Source organism: Paenibacillus sp. CAA11, from assembly GCF_003060825.1.
Lineage (GTDB): Bacteria > Bacillota > Bacilli > Paenibacillales > Paenibacillaceae > Fontibacillus.
Genome location: NZ_CP028922.1, coordinates 625,975 through 641,980 on the forward strand (window position 1 = coordinate 625,975; position 16,006 = coordinate 641,980).

Annotated in this window: 15 protein-coding genes and 1 riboswitch; of the genes, 11 read left to right on the top strand and 4 right to left on the bottom strand. The window is 52.5% G+C overall.

All coding sequences use genetic code 11. The features are described 5' to 3' along the window. Positions 1-3 precede the first annotated feature (3 nt). A complete protein-coding gene (locus tag DCC85_RS02765) occupies positions 4-387 on the top strand; it encodes a RidA family protein (protein ID WP_108464201.1) in 384 nt (127 codons plus the stop codon). 494 nt (positions 388-881) lie between these two features. Next, positions 882-2,282, top strand: coding sequence for a group II intron reverse transcriptase/maturase (gene ltrA / locus DCC85_RS02770; protein ID WP_108463800.1), 1,401 nt, complete (start codon positions 882-884; stop codon positions 2,280-2,282). A 125-nt stretch (positions 2,283-2,407) separates the two neighbouring features. Here the strand turns inward: ltrA and DCC85_RS02775 are convergent, their stop codons facing one another. Further along, the gene (locus tag DCC85_RS02775; protein WP_108464202.1) at positions 2,408-3,166 is read right to left on the bottom strand and encodes a hypothetical protein; all 759 of its coding nucleotides are present in this window, start codon (positions 3,164-3,166) and stop codon (positions 2,408-2,410) included. Between the two features lie 285 nt (positions 3,167-3,451). Here DCC85_RS02775 and DCC85_RS02780 point away from each other — a divergent pair, with 285 nt between their 5' ends. Beyond that, on the top strand, positions 3,452-6,544 hold the full coding sequence (locus DCC85_RS02780) for a DEAD/DEAH box helicase (protein WP_108464203.1): 3,093 nt from the start codon (positions 3,452-3,454) through the stop codon (positions 6,542-6,544). Between the two features lie 21 nt (positions 6,545-6,565). On the opposite strand, the gene DCC85_RS22850 is transcribed toward DCC85_RS02780, so the two are convergent. Further along, on the bottom strand, positions 6,566-6,892 hold the full coding sequence (locus tag DCC85_RS22850; protein WP_159081760.1) for a hypothetical protein: 327 nt from the start codon (positions 6,890-6,892) through the stop codon (positions 6,566-6,568). Positions 6,893-6,908: 16 nt separating this feature from the next. On the opposite strand from DCC85_RS22850, the gene DCC85_RS22855 reads away from it, so the two are divergent. Continuing rightward, positions 6,909-7,340 carry a hypothetical protein gene (locus DCC85_RS22855; protein WP_159081761.1) on the top strand — a complete coding sequence of 144 codons (432 nt, stop codon included), beginning with the start codon at positions 6,909-6,911 and terminating at the stop codon, positions 7,338-7,340. An 82-nt stretch (positions 7,341-7,422) separates the two neighbouring features. On the opposite strand, the gene DCC85_RS02790 is transcribed toward DCC85_RS22855, so the two are convergent. Then, a complete protein-coding gene (locus DCC85_RS02790) occupies positions 7,423-8,148 on the bottom strand; it encodes a GTP pyrophosphokinase (protein ID WP_442789514.1) in 726 nt (241 codons plus the stop codon). A 219-nt stretch (positions 8,149-8,367) separates the two neighbouring features. Here DCC85_RS02790 and DCC85_RS02795 point away from each other — a divergent pair, with 219 nt between their 5' ends. The 7 genes from DCC85_RS02795 (at position 8,368) to DCC85_RS02825 (ending at position 15,614) form a co-directional block, all read left to right on the top strand. Then, the gene (locus DCC85_RS02795) at positions 8,368-9,114 is read left to right on the top strand and encodes a zinc-ribbon domain-containing protein (protein WP_108464206.1); all 747 of its coding nucleotides are present in this window, start codon (positions 8,368-8,370) and stop codon (positions 9,112-9,114) included. A 173-nt stretch (positions 9,115-9,287) separates the two neighbouring features. Beyond that, complete coding sequence (locus DCC85_RS02800) at positions 9,288-9,593, top strand: hypothetical protein (RefSeq protein ID WP_108464207.1); 306 nt, start codon at positions 9,288-9,290, stop codon at positions 9,591-9,593. Between the two features lie 142 nt (positions 9,594-9,735). Continuing rightward, positions 9,736-9,836, top strand: a riboswitch (purine riboswitch). Between the two features lie 157 nt (positions 9,837-9,993). Continuing rightward, entirely contained in the window at positions 9,994-10,572 is a 579-nt protein-coding gene (locus DCC85_RS02805) for a xanthine phosphoribosyltransferase (protein ID WP_108464208.1), read from the top strand. 66 nt (positions 10,573-10,638) lie between these two features. Then, positions 10,639-11,991, top strand: coding sequence for a nucleobase:cation symporter-2 family protein (locus DCC85_RS02810; protein WP_108464209.1), 1,353 nt, complete (start codon positions 10,639-10,641; stop codon positions 11,989-11,991). A gap of 204 nt (positions 11,992-12,195) precedes the next feature. Then, entirely contained in the window at positions 12,196-13,269 is a 1,074-nt protein-coding gene (locus DCC85_RS02815) for an undecaprenyldiphospho-muramoylpentapeptide beta-N-acetylglucosaminyltransferase (RefSeq protein WP_108464210.1), read from the top strand. A 154-nt stretch (positions 13,270-13,423) separates the two neighbouring features. Next, positions 13,424-14,479 (top strand): DUF1835 domain-containing protein, encoded by a 1,056-nt coding sequence (locus tag DCC85_RS02820; RefSeq protein ID WP_234414314.1) that lies wholly within the window; start codon positions 13,424-13,426, stop codon positions 14,477-14,479. Positions 14,480-14,591: 112 nt separating this feature from the next. Then, positions 14,592-15,614 carry a LacI family DNA-binding transcriptional regulator gene (locus DCC85_RS02825; protein ID WP_108464211.1) on the top strand — a complete coding sequence of 341 codons (1,023 nt, stop codon included), beginning with the start codon at positions 14,592-14,594 and terminating at the stop codon, positions 15,612-15,614. An 11-nt stretch (positions 15,615-15,625) separates the two neighbouring features. Here DCC85_RS02825 and DCC85_RS02830 read toward each other — a convergent pair whose 3' ends face one another. Further along, entirely contained in the window at positions 15,626-15,964 is a 339-nt protein-coding gene (locus tag DCC85_RS02830; protein WP_108467685.1) for a DUF4870 domain-containing protein, read from the bottom strand. Between the last annotated feature and the right edge of the window lie 42 nt (positions 15,965-16,006).

The window sequence follows — 16,006 nt, forward strand, 5'->3', positions numbered from 1 at the left end:
ATTATGGCACGAAAAGCAATTTCAACAACTCAGGCTCCTGGAGCTATCGGCCCATATTCACAAGGCGTGGAAATCGGAAACCTGGTATATACCTCCGGTCAGCTGGGGCTTGATCCGGCAACGGGAGAACTGGCGGAGGGAGTGGCTGCTCAGGCTGCCCAGTCGCTGCGAAACGTGCAGGCGATTCTGGAAGCTGCAGGTACGAGCCTGGATAAAGTCATTAAGACGACAGTATTCTTAAAAGACATGGGCGACTTCACTAAGGTGAATGAAGTGTACAGCACTTTCTTCAATGAGCCCTACCCTGCGCGAAGTGCTGTAGAGGTGGCTCGTCTACCGAAGGACGGTTTGGTAGAAATCGAAGTTATCGCTCTTAAGCAGTCTTAAGTTATACGAAACATGTCTGTAATAAACGGACGTACGGACGCCAGAATTTATGCTGGCGTCCTTTTTAAGTGTGCGCCCGGCATGGGCGATAACTCGGCGGTGAAAGTCCGCTACAGGCTTGGCAGTAGGAACTGTTAGCTGAAGGCAAGGGTGTCCGCCGCGAGGCGGAATCTGAAGGAAGCCGGAGGCAAACCCTCGGTCTGACGAACAGAAATCACATAGAAGGCATCATGGGACGGACGAGCTTGCACTACAAAGCAAAGTCCAATACTGCCCGAATCCCATGGTGTAAATGTGGCAGATAGATGAGGGGAAGGTTATCGCTCTTACCCGGGGAGGTCTCACAGACGACAAGTAGGAAAAAAAAACCGAAAGACGGAGTAAAGCTTGCTGTGAGAAGTCAGCAGAGGCCATAGTACCCGGAAGGTTTTTTTTTCGGGGAAGGGCCGAACAATCGTAAGTCTCGAGTACATACCGAAAGGAGAGCTGACGCGATGAAAGCAGAATACCGAAAGGGCTACCTGCAAAGGGATAGCGTGGAACGCGAAGAGCATGCGGGAGTGCGGAGCGCCGGTACTCGGGAACGTAAAGAAAGAGGCGGTGCAACAGACCTGCTGGAGCAGATTCTGGACAGAGACAATCTGAACAGAGCCTACAAACAGGTCAAACGCAACCATGGAGCGCCAGGAATCGACGGAATGACCGTAGAAGACGCGCTACCCTGGCTGCAGGAACATAGAGACGAGCTGTTGCAAAAGATCCGGGAAGGCAGATACAAGCCCAGCCCAGTACGGCGCAAGGAAATTCCCAAAGCAGATGGAAGCGGAGTACGGAAGCTTGGCATACCCACGGTCGTAGACCGAGTGATTCAGCAGGCAGTCGCCCAGCAGCTCCAGCCCCTGTTCGAGCCGCTCTTCTCGGAGGGAAGCTATGGCTACCGCCCCGGTCGGAGCGCACAACAGGCCATTCGCAAGGTGAAAGACTATGCAGAACAGGGATACGGCTACGCAGTAGAAATCGACCTCTCCAAATACTTCGACACGCTGAATCATGAGCTGCTTATGCATCTTTTGCGCAAACAAATTCAGGACAGACGCGTAACCGAACTGATTAAGAGATACCTGAAAAGTGGGGTTATGGAGAACGGGGTGCACTGCAAAACAGAAGAAGGCTCCCCTCAGGGAGGCCCCCTGTCGCCGCTTCTGGCGAACATCTACCTGAACGAATTTGACCAAGAGATGAAAGGCCGCGGAGTGAACGTCATCCGCTATGCGGACGATATTGTGGTGCTTGCCAAAAGCAAACGGGCAGCGGTGCGGCTACTGGAATCCTGCGGAAAGTACCTGGAGACCAAACTGAGACTCCAGATCAATACGCAGAAAAGTAAGGTCGGTAGCGTAGTGGCTCGAAAGCACTTCAAATTTCTCGGCTTTGCCCTGGGAAAGAACAAGAACGGCATGTATATCCGTGCCCATGGACAATCCCTCGCAAAAGCGAAGAAGAAGTTGAAAGAACTCACAAGTCGCAGCCAGGGCAGAAATGTTCGCCAAGTCATGGAAAAGGTAAAAGTCTACATTCGGGGATGGATTGGTTACTACTATGTGGCCGACATGAAACGGATCCTGCAAAGCTGGAGCGAATGGTTGCGAAGACGACTGCGGATGTACATCTGGAAACAGTGGAAAAAGCCGCGAACAAAAGTACAAAACCTGCGGAAGCTGGGGATACCGGAATGGCAGGCTTACCAGTGGGGCAATTCCCGTCTCGGGTACTGGCGCATCGCCGGAAGTCCAGTGTTGTCTCGTTCCATAACAAACAAAAAGCTCGTACAGGCAGGATATTATGACTTTCCTGCGCAATACGAGCGTTTACGTAAATTGCACTTATGCGGTTGAACCGCCGTATACCGAACGGTACGTACGGTGGTGTGAGAGGTCGGCTACTCATCTAATGAATAGCCTCCTACTCGATTAGGCTGCAAAGCGGCTTGAAGCTGCTATGCCGTGTCGTATTTGACTGCTCAGTCCCGGGCACGTGCCCTGGCAAACATCATCCATAGGGCATAGAGAAATAAAATAATCGCAAGAGATCCGGCTGTAAGATAGACGTTCTTGGTGTCTCTCTGCTCGGCCGCAATGGCAATGAAGGCCCAGACGAAGACTAGCGGGAAGATAGGGTCCCTGTAAGGGAAGCTTACGAGCACGGCCAGTACGGCAGCGACGCACAGCATGATGATCGCCCACTTAGCATCCGATAAGCCCCAGCCGTCCCAGTGGTTCTTCTCAAGTACTGCGGCCACATTGACAATGGTTGCAATGCTGATCCAGCCGAGATAGATCGAAAAGGGCAGGCGAATGAACCAGGTTTCACCCGGTGTGGGGTAGGGGAGATTGCGCGCTTTGCGGTAGATGATGATTAAGCTTAGCAGCAGGAGAATCATCGCTGCGACAGACCACTCACTATATGGGTACTGCCAGAGTAAAATCCAAGATAAGTTGAAGATGCAGGAGAGGATGAACCACGGCCCAATGGTTCTTACCGAATCGCGGTTCTCCGTAGCACGGCGGAATTGAAACACAGTAAAACCGGCGAGCAGCAGGTAAATTAGACTCCAGATCATGAAGGCATAGCCTGCGGGCGTTATTAGAGTATGATACTTATCAGATAATTCACCGATACTCATGCCGCCGAGCGGAATGGTGATCGCCAGAACGTTCACGGTAATCATGGCGAGATAAGCAAGCACGTTCCACCATTTATAGGGATTCAGTCTTTGCATGAGTTCTCCTCCATTTCTAGGGGGTCTATAAGGATCTTTGTGTTTATAATTGGAATGACCCGTGGTTCATTCTTGGACAGCAAGAAGCGCTTCACTCTATGAATATACCCACATTTCTCAGGAACATTAACCTTTTGCTAAAAGTGTTCAAATATTGGTGGACAGGATCGCTTTTGACCATCCGCCTTTTGTTCTTGATCAAGACAGGATTTCTTGTTTTTAAAAGGGACTCTTGATGTATAATATAGTATTAAGTTCTCAATCGAAGATAGACAGGAGAAAGCAATGAATCAACGTCTGTATGCTACTTGGCTCGGTGATGTGTTCTTTTGCTTCTCGGGCGAGATATCAGAAATGAAAGTGGATGCATGGGTTGCGGTAATGCGCCGAATGCAGCCCATACCGGGGACAAGACCCTTCAAGCAGGCTGCACTGCGGATTGCAGAGCTGCGCTGGCCAGCAGTTCTCCGGCATGGAGGAGGCCGCAGGAGCGAACGGAAAGCGCTGACTGGACGCGGCATGGAGGGGCTGGCCTTATCCCCGAAGGATACCTGGGATTTGCTGCTTCACTACAGTGCTGAGGCTATGGCTGCGCAAGGCATTGAACCGGGGCCTGAACTTAGCTACTGGAGGGAAGCGGCGAAGTTTGCTCTTGAGCTGTTAAGCCGCGGAAGAATCGTTCCCGGGGCGCTCCCCGCGCCGCTTCCGAGCGGACGCAGACGAGGAAACAGCGGTGCGCTGAAGGCTGTCTGGTGCCCTCGGCTGGATGACCCAGAGGATGAAGCGCGGTTCAGGCTGCTCGCCAGTGCCATGCCGCCGCTGGGCTTGGCGCCGGTTTTGCCGGCGGCGGAGGAAGAGCTGCAGCTAGTCGAGACAAGACAGCTTAAGGTGCTCTACTCCTTTATAACCGCAATGATCCATGTAGAGACGGAAGAGGCTGTCAGAGCTTTGGGCCGGAAGCTGAACCCCGCCCGGGCTAACTATATCCGTGGAACTTCTCCGCTTAGCGAACTGTGGTGGAACAGTCTGCTTGGGGCAGCTCCGCCGGCCGATATCCAAGGACCTGCCACAGAGATTCACGAGCTGATGGAGGGCTTGTCGGCGGCCTTCGGGTCCGCACCCCAAGTTGAATCCGAAGGAGAGGCGCCTGCGAGCGCCGGGTTCAGATTATGTCTGCGACTTGAACCGATTGAGCAGCAGGAAGGCTCATTGAGCTGGCGGCTGTCCTTCTGGGCTGAAGGCGCTGAGGATGCGTCCCTTCTGGTCCCAGCAGGCGTCATCTGGAATGAGCCGCACACAGAGGTGACTTACCGCGGCAAGGTATATCGCGGAATTCAGGAGAACCTGCTGCTGCGTCTATATAAGGCTGCGGAGATTGCCCCGGAAATTCGGGATGCGATGCAGGCCCCCCGGCCGGAGAGTGTGGTTCTGCAAGCGGAGGAGGTCTACCGTTTTCTAAGCCGTTCGGTCCCGGCGCTTCGGAAGAACGGGGTCACTGTACAGATGCCCTCTCGCTGGACAAGAGAAGGCCGGAGAAAAGCCGGGATCAAGCTGAAGGCGGAAGGCTGGGAGCGCCAAAGCTCCGCTAAAAGGCAGCCCGAGCTCGGCATGCGTGAGCTCGTGAAATTTGAAGTGGAGGCCGTGCTGGGGGGAATGGCTCTCAGTGCCGCAGAGCTGTCAGAGCTCGCTTCCGCGAAATCGCCACTCGTTCTATTTCGCGGCGAGTGGATTGAAATCGATGCGAAGGAGATTCGCCAGGTGCTCCGCCAGATGAAGAAGCAAGAGCAAGGGAGTATGACCTTTGCCGAGCTGATGCATCTGACAGCTGGAGATGAAGATGCTGAGCTGTGGGAAGGACTCCACCTGGCGGGCATTGAAGTGCAGGGACATCTCGCCTCGCTGATGCAGGGAGACAGTCTGCGCAGCGCACCGCCCCGTCCGATCCCTCCGGCGCTTCACGGGACACTTCGCCCTTATCAGGAGCGGGGCTTTCAGTGGCTCGCCGCGATGCGGGATATGGGTTTTGGAGCCCTGCTCGCCGATGATATGGGGCTCGGAAAGACAGTGCAGGTGATTACCACTGTCCTAGATAGGGAGAAGCGATCCGCCCCCTGCCTGATCGTCTGCCCGACTTCTCTGCTTGGCAACTGGCAGCGTGAGCTTCAGCGCTTTGCTCCGCAGCTGAAAGTGTATGTTCATCATGGAACGAACCGCCTGCATGGAGAAGCGTTCGAAGAGGCCTGGAGAAGCTGTGATGTCGTTCTAACGACCTATCAGCTGGCCGGACGCGATGCCGGAGAGCTGAGACAGCCGGAATGGTCCACGATCGTGCTTGATGAAGCGCAGTACATTAAGAATTTTGGAACCAAGCAGGCCCAAAGTGTGATGAAGCTGAACTCTTCGCACCGGATTGCTATGACTGGCACTCCCGTCGAGAACAGGCTTAGCGAACTGTGGTCTATCTTTCAGTTTCTTAATCCAGGATATCTTGGCTCCTCTGCTGCCTTCCGCCGCAAGTATGGAACAAGCGGCGATCACCAGCAGGAGGAGCTGGCTAAGCTGCGCCGTCTGGTTGCACCCTTTCTGCTCCGCCGCCTTAAGAGCGATCCGGATATCCGTAAGGACCTGCCGGAGAAGATTGAGCTGAAGTCCTACTGTTCATTGACCGCTGAGCAAGCAGGCATGTACCGCTCGGTGACAGAGGAGCTGATGTCCCGGATCGATGACAGTACGGGCATCGCCCGCAAGGGGCTGGTATTGTCTTCTCTGACCCGGCTTAAGCAAATTTGCGATCATCCGGCCCTTGCGAATCCAGGAAGACCCTCGGAAGTTCAGCGTTCAGGGAAACTGGAGCGACTGCTGGAAATTTTGGATACGGTAATGGAGAACGGAGAGGCGGTGCTTATCTTTACCCAGTATGTGAAGATGGGCGAGCTGCTGGTTCCGCATATCCGCGAGCGCTACAACGAGGAGCCGTTCTTCCTGCATGGGGGAATATCCAAAGCAGAACGCGATGCCATGGTAACAAGCTTTCAGAAGGGTTCAGGCCCGCGGATCTTTGTCCTGTCCTTGAAGGCGGGCGGGGTAGGGCTTAACCTGACCCGGGCGAACCATGTGATTCACTATGATCGGTGGTGGAACCCTGCTGTAGAGAACCAGGCCACTGACCGAGTCTTCCGAATTGGTCAGGAGAAGAATGTGGAGGTTCACAAGTTGATCTGCCAAGGCACGCTGGAGGAGCGGATCGACGAGCTGATTGAGCGGAAGAAATCGCTCTCGGAGCAGGTTGTAGGTTCCGGGGAACAATGGCTGACAGAAATGTCTACAGATGAGCTTCAGCAGCTGATTACGCTGCAATACAGCGATTGGTCGATGTAACTACACAGAAGAAGCAGGTGATCAGATGGAAGGGAAGGCACAGGCGGCGGTTACCGCAGCAGCAGGCGTCATTGAAGTGGCCTGGCCGGCAGTGGCCCAAGGGCGCAAAGCCACAGAGGCGCCCTCCTCCTGCAAGGTAAGGCTGCCCGTTCGCGAGCTGGACGCGAAGGGCCGGAGCGCCATTCTCAAGCGGCTGGAGCGCGATCCGCTTGAGCTTGGAGCGATGCTGAGCGGCAAGGTTCCAGCGAGCCTGGCGAAGCTGCTGCCCGAAGCGCCCCCTTGGGCGGAAGCTGCTGACGGGCAGCCGCAGGGCAGCTGCGCTTGCGGCAAGCCGGACTGCCCGCGCATTCCAGCGGCTGCAGGCGTGGCCGCAGAGCGCTGGCAGTCGGAGCTGCTGCTGCGCCTTCAGGCGCTGGGGGCAGCTCCGGAGACGCTTGGCGCGGCTGTCTTCGCGGCCTGGGCACAGGACGTGACGACGGCTTCACGCTCCTTCGAACAATGGGCGAAGGGGCGTGAAGGGGTGTCGGCGGAAGCAACGCCGCAGGAGGGCCCGTCCCTCGGCGAATGGCTCGCCGAGGCCGCGGTGCAGGGCCGGCTGCATGAGCCCGGCCCGCAGCTCCATGATGTCCGGGTGCAATTAAGCCCGGACCCGGGGGCGGAGCCGCCGGAGGTGAATGCGGCGGCTCTGGCGGCCCTGCTGCCTGCCGTGCGGGGCGCCGCAGGAGGCCTTGCGGCTGTGGCCGCCAAGGCGATGGAGCGGGCGGCAGCGCTGGCGCAGGACCTAAAGCCGGAATAGAGGGGAATCTAAGCACATAAACTAAAAAACAGCAGGCCAGAATTGTCTGGGCCTGCTGTTTTTGCATCTTTATCATAGGCTTCTAAGACAGCGTCTCTGCCGGGGTATTGTCCCCTAGAGCAAGGATTTCCTTGCGCAGACGAAGCATCTTCTTGTCCAGCGCATCTGCAGCCTGGGCAGCTTCGGTCAGCTCCTTAACGACATGGGGGGGAACCTGCTTGTCATATTTATAGAACAGGATGTGCTCCATGCTCGCCCAGAAGTCCATAGCCAGCGTCCGCAGCTGGATCTCCACCTTGATCCAGCGCTGCCCTTCCAGCAGCACCAGCGGGACGGCGACAATGACGTGCAGGCTCTGATAACCGTTCGGCTTGGGGTTTGCGATGTAGTCCTTAATCTCAAGCACCTTCAGATCTTCGCGATGCTCTAGGTGCTCAAGCAGACTGTAGATATCTTTAACAAACGCACAGACAATCCGCATGCCTGCAATATCATGAATATTCTCAAAAATGCTGTCTCCTGTAAGCGGAAATCCCTTGCGCTGAAGCTTCTGAATAATGCTCTTCGGCTCTTTGATACGGGTCTTAATATGTTCAATCGGATTGTAACCGCACTTGTGCTGCCATTCGGTCTGAATCAGCTTGATCCTATTCTTCAGCTCATCCAGAGCAAGCTGGTACATCATGGGCAGCTGCTTTAGGTGGCCCAATTCACGAAGCTTCTCTTCACCCGAATCCCAGAGCTCGCGAAGCTCTACCAGGGTCAATTGCGCTTTGGAATCGTTTGGTTCTTCCTTTGGTGTATTCAAGTGATCTACTCCTAACAAAAGATGGATATTGCCTCTTTTATTGTACATTGAACAGCTTGTCAAAATCAAAATGTTAACAGGCTGTGGTAGGCTAGGAGCTTACGATTTTCACAGATCCGTGGAAATCTGGTATGATAATGGAGATTAAATGGCTTTCCTGTGAAATGCGGGATGGCCAAGTTTATTGGGAAGAGATGGGGAACCGGGAGGATGAAGGTCATGAACTTCTTACAGAAACTAAAAAGTGGAGCGAATAAAGCGACCGAACGTGCCCAAAACGTCATGGAGATTAACAAGCTAAATACGCAAATTTCAAATATTGAAAAAGAAATGGGCATTTACTACCAGCGAATGGGCCAGGTGTTCTATGAAGGTTATCGGGCCAAGGATATGCGTGAGGCCGAGACAGAAATGATGGAGCTGGCGAAGACCTGTGATTTGCTGGCCGAAGAGCAGACGGAGCTTCGAGGGAAGATCGCCGCTCTTAAGAATGAGCGCTTATGTGAATGCGGCAAAATCGTACCCGAGGAAGCGCTGTTCTGTCCGTATTGCGGCAATAAGCTGAAGGCAAAGCCTGCATCATCCGTTAAAAAGGAGCAGCCAGAGCCGCAGGAAAGACGCAACCCTTTCATTTCAGAAGATGAAGGGGCTGCAACGGATGAGACGGTTATTTATTCAGGACCGCTGATTCCGGATCTGGATGAAGATGCAGAAGACCAGCTGCTTACTCCTGAGGAGGAAGAGCGGCGCCAGCGTGAGCTGGAACGTGAGCGTGAGCGTCAACTTGAGCTTGACCGCCGGATTCGGACCTGGAAGGAGAACGTCCAAAGTCCGGAGTCTGCCTCGGTCAAATATGACTATAAGCCGCCGGGAAGCGAACGCAGCACAGTGAACTGCCAGATTTGTGCTGCCCAGCTGGCCAAAGGCACCAAGTGGTGCCCGCACTGCGGATCGGAACAAATTTAATTCAAGCAAAGGTCATCAGATTGTCATAATTAGAGGGCCGCGCATCTTCCGGCTTCCCGTATTAATTCATAAGGAAACTCATCGCGTAAAGTGACCCCTGTCAGGGGATGCTTCTGATGAGCTTTTAGGGAATGCTTGAGAACACAAATGCCAACGACAGGAGTGTGACTGCTATGGAATGCATCGTGCATTTTGAGGTTGTTCATGAAGAGAAGACGAAGGAACTGAGAGGCCTGATCTTTGTTGATGAAGGGAAGGTGCCGGGAGAGGAAGATTTCCTCAAGATGTTTGAGGAGATGGGCTACCAGCTGAGACTGGAGGACCGGGAACGCTGGATTTTTAAGCCTGTGGATGCCGGCGCGGATTACAAGGAAATCCGTATTCGCAAGCTTGATACGGGGGATAAGAAGATTGCAGAGGATAACAATTTGAAGTCCATCGTCAGCAATTTGCTGCCCTCCCAGTCCCGTCCGCTATAGGACGCATGCAGGAGAAGCTCCGAGAGGAGCTTCTTTTTTTTGCCTTTTTTCCTCGAAAAAAGTCTGGAGTCCACGAAATACCTCTTTTCTTCCGGGCAGAGTTCCGCTATACTTCTAACATTGCCTTTTATATTTTGGGGATAACCCATAACATACAAATTCTCGTATATGTGCAGGAATAGGCCTGCATGTCTCTACCTGATCACCGGAAATGATCGGACTACGGGGGAATTTCTTCAGGCGGCCTGCCCTAAGGGTTAACCGATGGATCGTGCCTGCTAAGTCTTTTCTGCCGTTGTATACGTTTAGCCTTTCTTCCGGTGTTTTGGGGAGAAGGGCTTTTTTTGCACTTAAGAATGACAGGCTAAAGTGGGCAAAGGATAGAGGGGGAACGAGACAGATGAAGCTGCTCAAAGACAAAGTGATTGAAGAAGGTATCGTGCTTAGCAATAACGTGCTCAAGGTGGATTCATTCCTGAATCATCAGATGGACCCGGAGCTGATGAAGGAAGTCGGGCGGGAATTCACCCGCCGCTTTGAGGGAGAGCGGATTACCAAGGTTCTCACCATTGAATCCTCAGGGATCGCTCCCGGTATCATGACCGCACTTGAGCTTGGCGTACCGATGATATTTGCGCGCAAGCACAAGTCGCTGACTTTGAAAGACAACATTTTCGTAGAGAAGGTATATTCCTTCACCAAGCAGGAGACGAACGAGATTACCGTATCGAAGAAGTTCCTTGAGGCTGGGGATCGGGTGCTTATCGTGGATGATTTTCTGGCAAACGGCGAGGCGGCATTTGGACTGGCCCGCATTGTAGAACAGGCTGGAGCGGAAGTAGTTGGCATCGGGATTGTGATCGAGAAGGCCTTCCAGCCGGGTGGCAAGCTGCTTGCTGAAGCCGGTTACCGTGTAGAGTCCCTCGTTCGTGTGGCCTCTCTGGAAGAAGGAAAGGTCACCTTTGCAAATGAGGTATAACTGCCAGGTGACGTTGGCGTTGCGGTAGGATTTTTCTAACAAATTAGAGGGGGGAAATAACTGTTTATGGCAACTGAACGTATTTTTCAGAAGAACCGTAGTCCGCTAAAGACATTCTCGCTGGGCATCCAGCATGTGCTCGCCATGTATGCGGGAGCGATCATCGTTCCTATGATTGTCGGCACTCAAATCGGACTGGACCATTCGCAGCTGACTTATCTCATTGCGATTGACCTGCTTGCCTGCGGTGTGGCTACACTGCTCCAGGTGTGGGGCAACCGCCTGTTCGGGATCGGACTGCCGGTCATGCTGGGCTGCGCCTTTCAAGCTGTCTCCCCCATGATTGCCATCGGTACCGATAAGGGCATGGGCATCTCCGCCATTTATGGCGCGATTATCGCCTCGGGACTGTTCGTCTTTCTGTTTGGCGGGCTGTTCAGCAAGCTGATCCGCTTCTTTCCGCCCGTGGTGACAGGTTCGGTCGTTACCATTATCGGTGTAACGCTAATCCCTACGGCTTTGACGGATTTAGGCGGAGGCAATGCAGCGACCAATCCCGAATTCGGAAGTGCAATCAACTTAAGCCTTGGATTCGGCGTGCTGTTGTTCGTCATTCTGATGAACCGCTTTGCCAAGGGATTTCTGCAGTCCATCTCCGTGCTGCTGGGCCTTGTGGCAGGAACTATTGCGGCGGCCCTGGCCGGTAAGGTCGATCTGGCGCCACTAAAGGAAGCAGGCTGGTTCCATGTTGTGGAGCCTTTCCATTTGGGAGTTCCAACTTTTCACGTATCGGCCATTCTTACCATGACGCTTGTAGCGATTGTGAGTGTGGCAGAATCTACAGGCGTATTCCTTGCTTTGGGCAAAATTGTAGGCAAAGACATCACCTCCAAAGACTTGGCCCGGGGATATCGAGCCGAAGGCTTGGCCATTATGCTGGGCGGTGTGTTTAACTCCTTCCCTTATACGACTTATTCTCAAAATGTAGGGCTTGTGCAGATGAGCCGGGTGAAAACACGGGATGTTATCGTTGTAGCCGGCGGCCTGCTGGTCGTTCTCGGCTTTGTGCCGAAAATTGCCGCTCTGGTGCAGATTGTGCCAACCTCTGTCCTGGGCGGTGCGATGGTGGCCTTGTTCGGACTGGTATTGTCCTCCGGTATTCGGATGCTGGCAGATCTGGTAGATTTAAACCGCTATGAGAATTTGCTGATTATCGCTTGCTCTGTAGGGATGGGACTCGGCGTAACGACTGTGCCGACCTTGTTCGCCCATCTGCCAAGCGGGCTGCGGATCTTAGTGGATAACGGTATCGTGGCGGGCAGCTTAACGGCGATTGCCATGAATCTGCTGTTCAATGGTCTTCGCGGTTCTTCTGAAGCGAATGCGAAGGAAGGTGCAGTGGAGGAACAGGCTGCTTAAGCGAAATAGACAGCTTTGTCCTTTGATTAGGATATGTTGATCCATATGTTAACTAGATTGATTCTAGATATAAAGTGCAGAACGAGTGACCTGTTCTGTGCTTTTTTGTGCTTGCTGGGTTTGTAAATTTGGATCCAGTCTAACCATAAGGCAAACGGAGTATTATGAAGATATAATAAAAAAACGAAATGTTGGGTGGTTAATATGAAAAAAATCATCTTTACTGGTGGAGGATCAGCAGGACATGTGACTGTAAATATGGCCCTTATACCGAAGTTTATCCATGAGGGCTGGTCCGTTGATTACATAGGTTCGGCCAATGGTATTGAGAGGCAGTTAATCCATTCTAAACTTGGCGTAACTTATCATTCAATTTCAACCGGTAAGCTTAGACGGTATTTGGATTGGAAAAATATAAAGGATCCCTTCAAGGTGGTTAAAGGAGTTATCCAAGCGTATAAAATTATTAACCGACAGAAACCTGATATCGTATTTTCTAAAGGAGGGTTCGTATCTGTCCCTGTCGTCATTGGAGCGTGGCTGAATAAAGTCCCTGTGATCATTCATGAATCAGACTTGACCCCAGGTTTAGCCAATAAGATTGCAAGTAAGTTTTCTAGTGTAGTTTGTACCACTTTTCCTGAAACTGCAGCTGCTTTTAGCCATAATAAATGTCGATATGTTGGACCTGTCCTTAGAGAAGAAATGAAAAAGGGGAGTCGTGAACGTGGGCGTAAGTTCACAGGAATTGTAGAACTGAATAAGCCTATTGTTCTGGTTATGGGAGGGAGTTTGGGTTCCCGAAATATTAATGAAGCGGTTCGACAATCTCTGCCGAAATTAACGAAGCAGTTTGCAGTCGTTCATCTTTGTGGAAAAGGGAACCTAGACCCTACTATTTCTTATCCAGAATATCGTCAATATGAATACATAAACGAGGAACTGCCGGATTTATTGGCTATGTGTGATCTTGTAATCTCACGGGCAGGTTCGAATTCAATTTTTGAGTTCCTATCCTTGAAGAGACCGATGCTCTTAATACCACTTTCTAAGCAGCAGAGCAGAGGGGATCAAATTCTAAATGCAGGTTCATTTGAACAGCATGGCTATTGCAAGGTCTTGTATGAGGAAAACCTGAGTCCAAGCAGCCTGACAACTAGTATTGAAGCTTTGGCAGAGGACAAGGATATTTATGTTAAGAACATGGGGAGTTTTAAATCGAAGGACGCCCTAACCGATCTTTATGATCTCATTATCGAAACATCAAACAACGGATAAACAGCAGATATTTCTGGTTCAGGGATGTTTGTCGATTAAGGGAGGTGCTGGGCATTAGGAGCAGTGTTATAAGATGAGCGTAGAGTTATAGAGTTATCATGAAGTCAAACTAAAAAGAAAATGATAGTTAAAAAAAGCTATGGGGGAGGTCATCATGCTGAACAACAAGGACAACCTAGCCATAAGACAAGCGATTGCCGGACTTAGTGCTGATGATTTAAGGGGGTATGTACCCTTTATTCTGGCGCATATCAAGATGCTGAAGGAGCAGCCGGAGACGCAGGAAGAATCAGTGGAGAGTCTCATTGAGCTTTATGATGAACTGATGGGGGTTCAGGACCGGAGAGGGTTCTGGAACCCGGCTCCGGATTGCACGCATGTTCATATCGTCATCGGGGATTCTTTTGCAGGAAGCATGAAGCTGGCACTGAAGGAGCTGGGCTGGTCAGATACGCATAAGATGATCATCCTGCGGGAGAATTATGCGATGGGACCACTTCGCCAGCTGGATTCACTCCAAGGCAGAAGCGCACGAAGCGAGTGGTTCTGCGATCATATTACAGAAGCATTGGAGTATTACACGGAGTTTGAGGAAGAGTACCAGGAGCTTCTGCATAACATCGAACGGATTCCGGGACAGGCCCGGATCGTGATGTGGGCTGATGACAATGCCTGTGAGCAGGCGGGTATGCGGCATGCCGCATCTTTGCTGCGACATAGAAGCAATCCGATTGCGCTGTATAATGCCTGCTCCATGTGTGAAGAGCTCTATAATCGTCCGGATGCCCGGATAGATTACCTGTGTTCGGGAGAGATTCCATCTCATAAGCTCAAGGAAGTGCTCACACGGATGGATGAGAATAACCGTCTAAGTCCCGATGATATCGCGCGCTTGGCCCAGGAATGGCAGGATATTTCAGAGCGCAGCGGAATGCTGCGGATATGGCGGGATGGTGCTGTAACTGAGGTGACTGCCGACTATTATGATTCTTATTTGCTGGAGAAGCTGGATCAGCTCAAGCCGCCCACAGGTGACCAAGGCTTCATGAAGTCAGCCCGCTTGATTGGAGAAGCCATCGGCCATTGTGAGCAGTATATCGGAGATGCTTACTTTGAATACCGGCTTAGGGAGCTGATTTATGCGGGAGTGCTTGAAATTAAAGGTGTCCCTGCGGCCATGAGATATTACAGCGTCCGGCGTAAGCGATAGATAGAATGTGCCAGTATGGTGCTTTGCCTTCCGCCCTGCCTTGGCGACTTACCTCGCGCCTTGTTGGCGGTTTGCAAGACGACCTGTTATCCTTAGGCCAGAGGTGTTTAACATGACAGGTAAACGGGTAACGAGCTTGGATGTAGCAAGGCGGGCGGGCGTGTCCCGCAGCGTGGTTTCAGCAGTAATTAACGGCACACAGGGAATTGGAGTCAGCAATGAGAAGCGCCAGGCTGTGCTCGATGCCATGATGGAGCTGAATTACCATGTAGATGCTCAGGCCCGGGCGATGAAAACAGGGAAAAGCTACTGTATCGCCGCATTCGGGGATACTTCCAATGCACTGTTCCTGCAGATGCTTGAAGGTGCCCAGCGGGCCTGTGCCGGTCACGGGTACACGGTGCTGCTGGTCGGTGAGGCCTCACGTGAAGAAGCGCGTGAGGAATTGATTCATCTGTATCTCCAGCGGAGAATAGACGGAATTATTAGTCTGGACGGGCCCGGCTACCAGAATGAAGCCTGGGCGCAGAGGCTGCTGGAGCTGGATATTCCTTATATCTCCGTCGAAGGCTATGCGGAGAATGATCATATATGCTCGGTGCTTGCAGATTATGGAGACAGTGTCACCGCTGCTCTGAATTACTTGGAATCCAGGCATGAGCAAGTGCCTATCTATCTTAGGATGACGGCGGACTGGCCGACCGACAACTGGGCGGAACGGGCCCGGCTGGAGGCTTATCTGCAGTATTGCCAGGCCAAGCAAGCTGCTCCTGTAGTACATACCCTGCCTAAGGAGCATGTGGATGCGATGGAGAGTCTGCTGCTTGCAATTCATCGTGAACAGGGGACGCAGATATATTTGTCCAACTGGGTAGACGGAGCCATTGATCTGTACCGGGCGGCCGCACGGCTGAACCTAACGATCGGACAGGATCTCTATGTGATGTCTGCAGACAACACTTACCGCATCAGCGATCATATGGTTCCTCGCCTGAGCGCAATGGCTGTGCCGTACAAGGCGATGGGCGAACAAGCGGTGGAGCTGCTGATGGCGCAGATTCACGGCGACGGGGAGCCGCCGGATGGTGCCAGCTGCTGGCTGAAGGCTGAGCTTCTGCCGGGCGAAAGCAGTTGACCATCATCTTATTACCAGGACTTCAGCTGCCGCTCGGCGAAGTCTCCGATCCAGGGCAGCCTGAGCCATTTTCCCTGTAAGGAAGCCAGAAGTAGCAAAATCCATAGCAGTACGCCCATAATGCTGAGCAGCAGGCTTAGCAGCAGTCCAAGCAGGGGAATGAAGCCGGCCAGCGTGTGGCTGACCATCAATCCGCCGAACAGCAGCACGGATTGCAGGGCATGGAACAGTACGAACCGGCTTCGCTTTTCTAAGACGAGAAAGATGACGCCGCCAACGAAGGGGAACAAATGACATAGAAAGGCTGCAAGGTTCTCGGGCAAGCCTGTAGAGGACCGAAAGGGAGACAATCCTGATACACCCTCTTCTTCAACAAAGTTAAAGGGAAACCC

What these genes read in the sequence shown, in the direction of transcription:
- DCC85_RS02765 (WP_108464201.1), top strand. Translation starts at nt 4, where the DNA reads ATGGCACGAAAAGCAATTTCAACAACTCAGGCTCCTGGAGCTATCGGC.
- ltrA (WP_108463800.1), top strand. Translation starts at nt 882, where the DNA reads ATGAAAGCAGAATACCGAAAGGGCTACCTGCAAAGGGATAGCGTGGAA.
- DCC85_RS02775 (WP_108464202.1), bottom strand. Translation starts at nt 3,166, where the DNA reads ATGCAAAGACTGAATCCCTATAAATGGTGGAACGTGCTTGCTTATCTC.
- DCC85_RS02780 (WP_108464203.1), top strand. Translation starts at nt 3,452, where the DNA reads ATGAATCAACGTCTGTATGCTACTTGGCTCGGTGATGTGTTCTTTTGC.
- DCC85_RS22850 (WP_159081760.1), bottom strand. Translation starts at nt 6,892, where the DNA reads ATGCGCGGGCAGTCCGGCTTGCCGCAAGCGCAGCTGCCCTGCGGCTGC.
- DCC85_RS02795 (WP_108464206.1), top strand. Translation starts at nt 8,368, where the DNA reads ATGAACTTCTTACAGAAACTAAAAAGTGGAGCGAATAAAGCGACCGAA.
- DCC85_RS02800 (WP_108464207.1), top strand. Translation starts at nt 9,288, where the DNA reads ATGGAATGCATCGTGCATTTTGAGGTTGTTCATGAAGAGAAGACGAAG.
- DCC85_RS02805 (WP_108464208.1), top strand. Translation starts at nt 9,994, where the DNA reads ATGAAGCTGCTCAAAGACAAAGTGATTGAAGAAGGTATCGTGCTTAGC.
- DCC85_RS02810 (WP_108464209.1), top strand. Translation starts at nt 10,639, where the DNA reads ATGGCAACTGAACGTATTTTTCAGAAGAACCGTAGTCCGCTAAAGACA.
- DCC85_RS02815 (WP_108464210.1), top strand. Translation starts at nt 12,196, where the DNA reads ATGAAAAAAATCATCTTTACTGGTGGAGGATCAGCAGGACATGTGACT.
- DCC85_RS02820 (WP_234414314.1), top strand. Translation starts at nt 13,424, where the DNA reads ATGCTGAACAACAAGGACAACCTAGCCATAAGACAAGCGATTGCCGGA.
- DCC85_RS02825 (WP_108464211.1), top strand. Translation starts at nt 14,592, where the DNA reads ATGACAGGTAAACGGGTAACGAGCTTGGATGTAGCAAGGCGGGCGGGC.